General features: G+C 59.2%; 8 protein-coding genes. 4 read left to right on the top strand and 4 right to left on the bottom strand.

The features are described from left to right. Positions 1–217: 217 nt before the first annotated feature. Positions 218–451: a barstar family protein gene (locus HMPREF2698_RS10105; protein WP_070530257.1), complete on the bottom strand. Its 234-nt coding sequence runs from the start codon at positions 449–451 to the stop codon at positions 218–220. Positions 452–454: 3 nt separating this feature from the next. Continuing rightward, the gene (locus HMPREF2698_RS10100) at positions 455–982 is read right to left on the bottom strand and encodes a guanyl-specific ribonuclease (RefSeq protein ID WP_070564252.1); all 528 of its coding nucleotides are present in this window, start codon (positions 980–982) and stop codon (positions 455–457) included. A 157-nt stretch (positions 983–1,139) separates the two neighbouring features. Between HMPREF2698_RS10100 and dnaG the strand changes: the two genes are divergently transcribed. Next, positions 1,140–3,068, top strand: coding sequence for a DNA primase (gene dnaG, locus HMPREF2698_RS10095; protein ID WP_070564249.1), 1,929 nt, complete (start codon positions 1,140–1,142; stop codon positions 3,066–3,068). 50 nt (positions 3,069–3,118) lie between these two features. Here the strand turns inward: dnaG and HMPREF2698_RS10090 are convergent, their stop codons facing one another. Beyond that, positions 3,119–3,394, bottom strand: coding sequence for a hypothetical protein (locus HMPREF2698_RS10090; protein ID WP_070519625.1), 276 nt, complete (start codon positions 3,392–3,394; stop codon positions 3,119–3,121). Between the two features lie 207 nt (positions 3,395–3,601). Between HMPREF2698_RS10090 and HMPREF2698_RS13460 the strand changes: the two genes are divergently transcribed. From HMPREF2698_RS13460 to HMPREF2698_RS10080, 3 genes are all read left to right on the top strand, one after another. Next, positions 3,602–3,739, top strand: coding sequence for a hypothetical protein (locus tag HMPREF2698_RS13460; protein WP_154736808.1), 138 nt, complete (start codon positions 3,602–3,604; stop codon positions 3,737–3,739). Positions 3,740–3,830: 91 nt separating this feature from the next. Next, positions 3,831–4,988 carry a non-hydrolyzing UDP-N-acetylglucosamine 2-epimerase gene (wecB, locus tag HMPREF2698_RS10085; RefSeq protein WP_070564246.1) on the top strand — a complete coding sequence of 386 codons (1,158 nt, stop codon included), beginning with the start codon at positions 3,831–3,833 and terminating at the stop codon, positions 4,986–4,988. 75 nt (positions 4,989–5,063) lie between these two features. Continuing rightward, positions 5,064–5,726: a DUF1707 SHOCT-like domain-containing protein gene (locus HMPREF2698_RS10080; protein ID WP_070564244.1), complete on the top strand. Its 663-nt coding sequence runs from the start codon at positions 5,064–5,066 to the stop codon at positions 5,724–5,726. Positions 5,727–5,837: 111 nt separating this feature from the next. Here HMPREF2698_RS10080 and HMPREF2698_RS13260 read toward each other — a convergent pair whose 3' ends face one another. After that, positions 5,838–6,269 carry a hypothetical protein gene (locus tag HMPREF2698_RS13260; protein WP_168164029.1) on the bottom strand — a complete coding sequence of 144 codons (432 nt, stop codon included), beginning with the start codon at positions 6,267–6,269 and terminating at the stop codon, positions 5,838–5,840. Between the last annotated feature and the right edge of the window lie 154 nt (positions 6,270–6,423).

Raw genomic sequence — 6,423 nt, 5'->3', positions numbered from 1 at the left:
CCACTCGAGCAACAGCTCGAGCCGCGGAAGCGTCCTCCCCGCCATCCTCGGCGCCCTCTTCGGCGCCGCAGGCGCCACCGCGGTCATCGCCGGCCTGCTGAACTACCTCGCACCGGAAGTGCGCGACACCGTCAAGCGCGCCCTCGGCCTCTAAGGTCTAAGGCCCCGGCGGGCTAACCACCCGCCGGCCCATAACCGCAGCCGGCCCACAACCTCACTAGCGCACCAGCGCGACACCCTGGTCCTCCAGCACGGCTGACACCCGCGCCAAATCTTCCTCCACCATGTCGAAATCCGCGGCGATAATCGCCACGATGTGCTGCTCGCGGAGGAAGTCCGCCAGAGCGTCGAGGTTGCGCGGGGCACCGGACGTGCAGCCGTGCAGGCGGCCGAGCGCGCTATAGAAGTCCTCGCGCGTGCGGATGGGTTCGGTGATGAGAATGCGTTGCATGCCTTAGTCCTCCGCGTCCGGGATACTGCAGAAGCTGTCGTAGTGGTCGTCGGTGTAATACCAGACATCCGGGTCGGTCTCGCTGCCGCCGCCGGTGACGATGCGCTTTGCCCCGCGGTGCCCAATCCCCGGGGTTTCCACGGTGTATTCGCGGTAATAGTTCTTTGCCTGTTGCGGCAGCGCGCCCTCATAGTTGCCGAAACGCACGTTGTCGTTATCGGGGTAGTCATAGGGCCCGCCGGCCAGGATATCCTCGGCGGTCTCGTGCGCCTCCTGCGGCAGGGAATCCATGGCGCAGGTAGGCAGGTCTGATTCGCCCTGCTTTGCGACGTCCCCCTCATCCCCATCGCCGCCACCGGATGCGCCGGATGCAGCGGACGAAGCAGACGCAGCCGATGAGGGCGCTGCCTTCTGGTCCGCGCCATCGCCGGAGCCACCGAGGTCAATGCCGAAGTAGCCCGCGACGAGGACTAGAACCGCGCCACCGATGATGGCCGGCAGCGATTTTTTGGAGGGGGAGGATTGGGACATGGCCCCCATCATTGCAGGTATAGGGCCTGAACCAGAAATCCGGACCAGGCCTTTTCCCAATCCCCACTGCAGGTTGTTTGGGGATGTGGGACTTGGCGCCACTGATCCACCCAGCCGTGGGTACCTGTAGCTCCGGCGGGCGGGGTAGTCTGTACGCATGGCACGAGGCAGAATTCCGGACAGCGATATCCAAGCTATCCGTGAACGCGCGCCTATTGATGAGATCGTGGGCGAGTACGTTCAGCTCAAACCCGCTGGCTATGACTCGCTGAAGGGCTTGAGCCCCTTCAAGGATGAGAAGACTCCGTCCTTTCACGTGCGCCCGCAGCGCGGCTATTATCACTGCTTCTCCACCGGCAAGGGCGGGGATGTCTTCAGCTTCCTCATGGAGATGGAGCAGGTTTCCTTCCCGGAGGCCGTCGAGGCCGTGGCCCAGAAGATTGGCTACCACATCAACTACCAGGGCGGCTCCACCGGTGCGCGCGATGAAAAGCCCGGCACCCGCCGCCGGCTTATCGCCGCGAACAAGGCCGCGCACGAGTTCTACCGTCAGCAGCTGGAAACCCCGCAGGCCGCAACTGCTCGTGAGTTCCTCCTTGACCGCGGCTTCTCCAAGGAAATCATCTACGCCTTCGAATGCGGCTATGCCCCGGAGGGCTGGGACACGGCCACCAAGCACTTGCTGCGCATGGGCTTTTCCTTCGAGGAGCTCGACGCCGCCGGCATCTCCAAGATGGGCAAGCGCGGTCCCATCGACCGCTTCCACCGGCGCTTGCTGTGGCCCATCAAGGACCTATCCGGCAACGTCATCGGCTTTGGCGCGCGCAAGCTTTACGACGATGACAAGCTGGGCAAGTACATGAACACCTCCGAAACCATGCTCTATCACAAGTCCAAGGTGCTCTTCGGGCTGGATTTGGCCAAGCGCAACATCGCGGAGCAGCACCAGGCCGTGGTGGTGGAGGGCTATACGGATGTCATGGCCATGTATGCCGCGGGCGTGAAGACCGCCGTGGCTTCCTGTGGTACCGCCTTCGGTGCCGATCACCTGCAGGTGTTGCGCCGCCTCATGCTGGATGATTCCTATTTCCACGGCGAGCTCATCTATACCTTCGACGGTGACGAGGCTGGACAGAAGGCCGCCATGCGAGCCTTTGAGGGCGAGCAGAAGTTCACCGGCCAGTCCTTTGTGTCCGTGGCCCCCGATGGCATGGATCCGTGCGATTTGCGCCTTGCGCGTGGCGACGCCGCCGTGCGCGATCTGGTGGCGGACCGCATCCCCATGTTTGAGTTCGTCATCCGCTCCGTCATCTCAGATTTCAGCATCGATACCGCGGAGGGTCGCCTACAAGCCCTGCGGCGTGCGGTGCCCGTGGTGGCCCAGATCCGCGACCAACCCCTGCAGCGTGAGTATGCCCGCCGCCTTGCCGGCTGGGTGGGCTGGCCCGATCCGGAGGAAGTACTTCACCAGGTACGCCAGGAGGCACGCAAGCCGAAGAAGGAGCAGCGCCCGCGCTTTGCCACCCTGGAGCAGACCTCGTCTGTGCCCGCGCAGACCAACGCCCCCGTTATGCACATCCCCGGCCCCCGCGAGCCGCACCTATGGCCGCAACGCGAGGCCCTCAAGCTGGCCCTGCAATTCCCGCAGATCGCCGGCAGCTACTTCGACGGGATTACGGAGGATGCCTACTCAAACGAGGCCTACCGCACCATCCGCCGCGCCATCTCCACGCTCGGCGGCGTGACCGCCGGTGCCGAACAACCCGGCGTGGAATGGTTAGCCGCCGTGGCCGGCGAGATGCCGGATCTTATGGCCCGCAACTTCGTTTCTGAGTTGGCCGTGGAACCGATCAAGCTAGGGGAGACCGGCAACCCCGATACCGACCTTGAGGCCTACGCCGATTCCGTGCTCTCCCGCCTCCAAGAGGCTCGCGTGGGTGACCAAGTAGCCCAACTCAAGGCCCAACTAGGCCGCATGCGCCCCTCCGACGACGAAGAATCCTATAACTCGCTCTTCGCGGACCTCGTCGCCCTCGAGCAAGCCCGCCGCGAGCTCAACGACCGCGCTTTCCGCGGAGTGCGCTAACCGACGCCCCCGCTAATCCGCAGCCGCGCGCACGCGTTGTAGCGTACGCGCTAATCTTCGTCCGGCTCGTAAATCCGATCCGGTTGCACACCATCCGCGGTGCCACGCTTGCCGCGGCGCCCCTTGTTGTAATCCTTAAGCTCACGCATGCGCGGTTCCGGGTCCAAGCGGTTGGCCACTGCCTTGCGTGCGGAGCGCACCGCGGCTTTGGTGGCTGGGGAGTTGACGGCCTTCTCGTAGGCACCCTTAATTTGGTGATAGCGCTTGCGCCCCGCCTTGGTTCCAAAGACGTATCCGGCGGCAGCACCCACAACAAATTGGATCATTGGAAACTAGTCATCCCCTTACTTTTAGCCAGCGCAACAGCCGGCGTTTGCGTACAACGTACGGGCAACGTGCAATTCTCATGAATAGCCTACCTGCCAAATCAGTCCGGGGCAGGTGGCCTTCTGGCAGCGGAGCGAACAGGGATACCGAATAGATATGAGAGGAACTCTTCCCATAATGCATTCGCTTCAGTTAACTTAATACTTGTGAAGACTTCGAAGCGTACGCATGCGGTATCGGCGGCCGTGGCCATGTCAGCGCTGCTAACGGCCAGCGTGGCGGCGGCTGAGCCCCGCACCAATTGCCTTGAAGAGCCGCGCGAAGTCACCGTGAGCGAGGACTAGCGCTTACCTTCTCGAATCCGAGCCGTGTGCGCGAAACATAAGCGCGGTAGACTCCTATGGAGATTCTCTCCCGGTAAAACGAAGGATGTCGATGTCTAAGCCAAAGATTATGACCGTGTACGGAACCCGCCCTGAGGCCATCAAGGTGGCACCGGTCATCAAGGCGCTGGAGAAGGACGAGCGTTTTGAATCCGTAGCCGTCTCCACTGGCCAGCACAAGGAAATGCTGGAGCAGGTCAACACCATGTTTGGAATTGAGCCAAAGCTGGACCTTCACCTCATGAAGCCCGGTCAGGGCCTTAATGAGATTGTCTCTCGTGCACTCATGGGGCTCGATGAGATCATTGATGTGGAGCAGCCTGATGTCATTATTTCCCAGGGCGATACCTCGACTGCAATGACTGCAGCACTTGCTGGCTTCCACCGAGGCGTAAAAATCGTCCATCTCGAAGCAGGTCTGCGTACCGGCGATATTCACTCTCCGTTTCCGGAGGAAGCTAACCGCAAGCTGATTGGGCAAGTAGCCGAGCTACACCTTGCCCCGACGGCAGGTTCGATGGAGAACCTACGCCGTGAGAACGTGCGTTCCAAGGAGATTGCGGTTACAGGCAATACTGTCATTGATGCTCTCCTAGAGGCAGCAAGCTGGGATACCGCGTTTGAGGATCCTGCCCTGCAGGCAGTGGCTGAATCCGACAAGCGTCTGGTTGTGGTGACCACCCACCGCCGCGAAAACCTTGAAGCGATGAAGGAAATTGGCGGCGCAGTCAAGGACCTTGCGGAGAATTATTCGGACATCAACTTTGTCCTGCCGTTGCACCTGAACCCGAAGGTTCGTGAAGCTGTGCTTCCGGAAGTCGAGTCCTTGCCCAACGTTGTCATTACGGATCCACTTCCGTACGACCAGTTCACCAAGCTTCTTGATCGCGCAACGATCATTCTCACTGATTCCGGCGGAGTCCAGGAGGAAGCACCAGCCTTGGGTAAGCCGGTCCTAGTCATGCGCCAGAACACAGAGCGTCCTGAAGCTGTTGTTGCCGGCACTGTGAAGCTTGTGGGCACCAACCGTAGTCTCATCGTGGCGGAAGCCAAGCTGTTGCTTGACGATGACGCTGCGTACACTTCTATGGCCAACGCCGTAAATCCCTACGGTGACGGCAAGGCTGCCGAGCGTGCCGTTGCCGCTATCGCCGAGCTTCTCGGTGTGGGGGAGCGTCTGCCAGACTTTGAACCAGGTATTGAGCTATAGCGAAATGAGGTGAATGGGTAGGTGCCAATTTCTAGTTGCCCTGCTCATTCATGTGGTTCCACGTAAGGTAAAGCCATGGAACCACGCGACATTAAATGCACTAATTCTCAGCGCACCACAGCTTCTCAAGTCTTGGCTGACGCGATGTCTGTAGGCCAACTCAGCGTCGCCGAATTTGAGGAACGTTCGTCTGCATGCGCCAATGCGACGACGCGCGGTGAGTTGCTCGACCTCGTTTCAGATCTCCTTGAGGAACCCGAAAGGGTACTCTTTGGTAGCCATGAGGTTGCCTCAGAGAGCTCACACGCGCTGAACACTGTGGATGGTGAGCTAGCTACAACCGTTGACCGTGCACTAGCTCAAGTCGAATCATCCGTGAGTGGTGCTCAGAGCCTCTCACTGGATATTTTCGGTGGCACCACGGTTCGAAGTACTCCCATTGCCTCTCGCCACACCACAATAGGCATTTTTGGTGGGACAGACGTAGACCTGCGCGGTGCTTCACTGCGAGACCACGTAACCACCATCCAAGCGGTTGGAATCTTTGGCGGTGTCGACGTATGGATTCCTGAGGGCTTCCGAGTTCGAGTCAGCGGCATCGGCCTTTTTGGAGGACACGACATCAAGGTTGACCGTGGAGCTATCGACCCCGCCGATCTACCTGCCAGCGCTCCGGAGGTAGTCGTCAACTGCTTTAGCCTCTTCGGTGGTGTGGATGTGCACGTAGTGAAGCGATGAATTAGTCCAGCAGACGGGATATCTAGAGGCCAAGAAGCAAGGGTAAAACTTAAGGCTTAATTCGGTCATCTGTGCTCGTACGAGGGAATGGCTAATTATGTCTGGAGTGAACTAGCGGCTGAGTACCTCAACAGATTCGTCTTCAATTTCTCCGTTTTTAACTGTGATATTGCAGGAGTAATAGTGGCGTACTGGTGTGCCCCATCCGTTGGGGAAGTCGACGGCGCCAAACCCTACATACACCCGAGTGCTGTCGGTGATGGAGGCACTTGTCCCAAGCTCAATTTCTTCCGGAAAAGACACTCCACCAGGGTATTTAGCATGGAAGGTGACATATTTTTCGCAGTGCTCGATAGCGGCTTCATAGTCTTTTTTCTCATTGAACTTGAGCCAGCCGTAAAAGCTTATGCAGGCAAAGAATACAGCGGCCGTGATAATGGCGGCACAAAACTGCCATCGATGGAGTAGGGGTGTTCTAGGCCTTTCGAATTTCTCAAAAGGTTGGGCCGGTAATTGCACGTTAAGGGGGTATTTCTTTTTCACAATTAATGCCTTTCGCGGAGAGAGCTGTAGTGGCATGATGAGAGGGTTTAAGCCAATGAGCTGCGATAAAAAATCCAGCTCATCGATTAGAGTAGGCGACGATCATGGTCGGTTGGGGCGCTGTTCAGAAGACTGAAATGGTAGCGGTGTGGTG

Source organism: Corynebacterium sp. HMSC072A02 (assembly GCF_001810085.1).
GTDB lineage: Bacteria > Actinomycetota > Actinomycetes > Mycobacteriales > Mycobacteriaceae > Corynebacterium > Corynebacterium hesseae.
The sequence above is the reverse complement of the archived record's forward strand: the minus strand, read 5'-3'. Positions and strand labels throughout refer to the sequence as shown.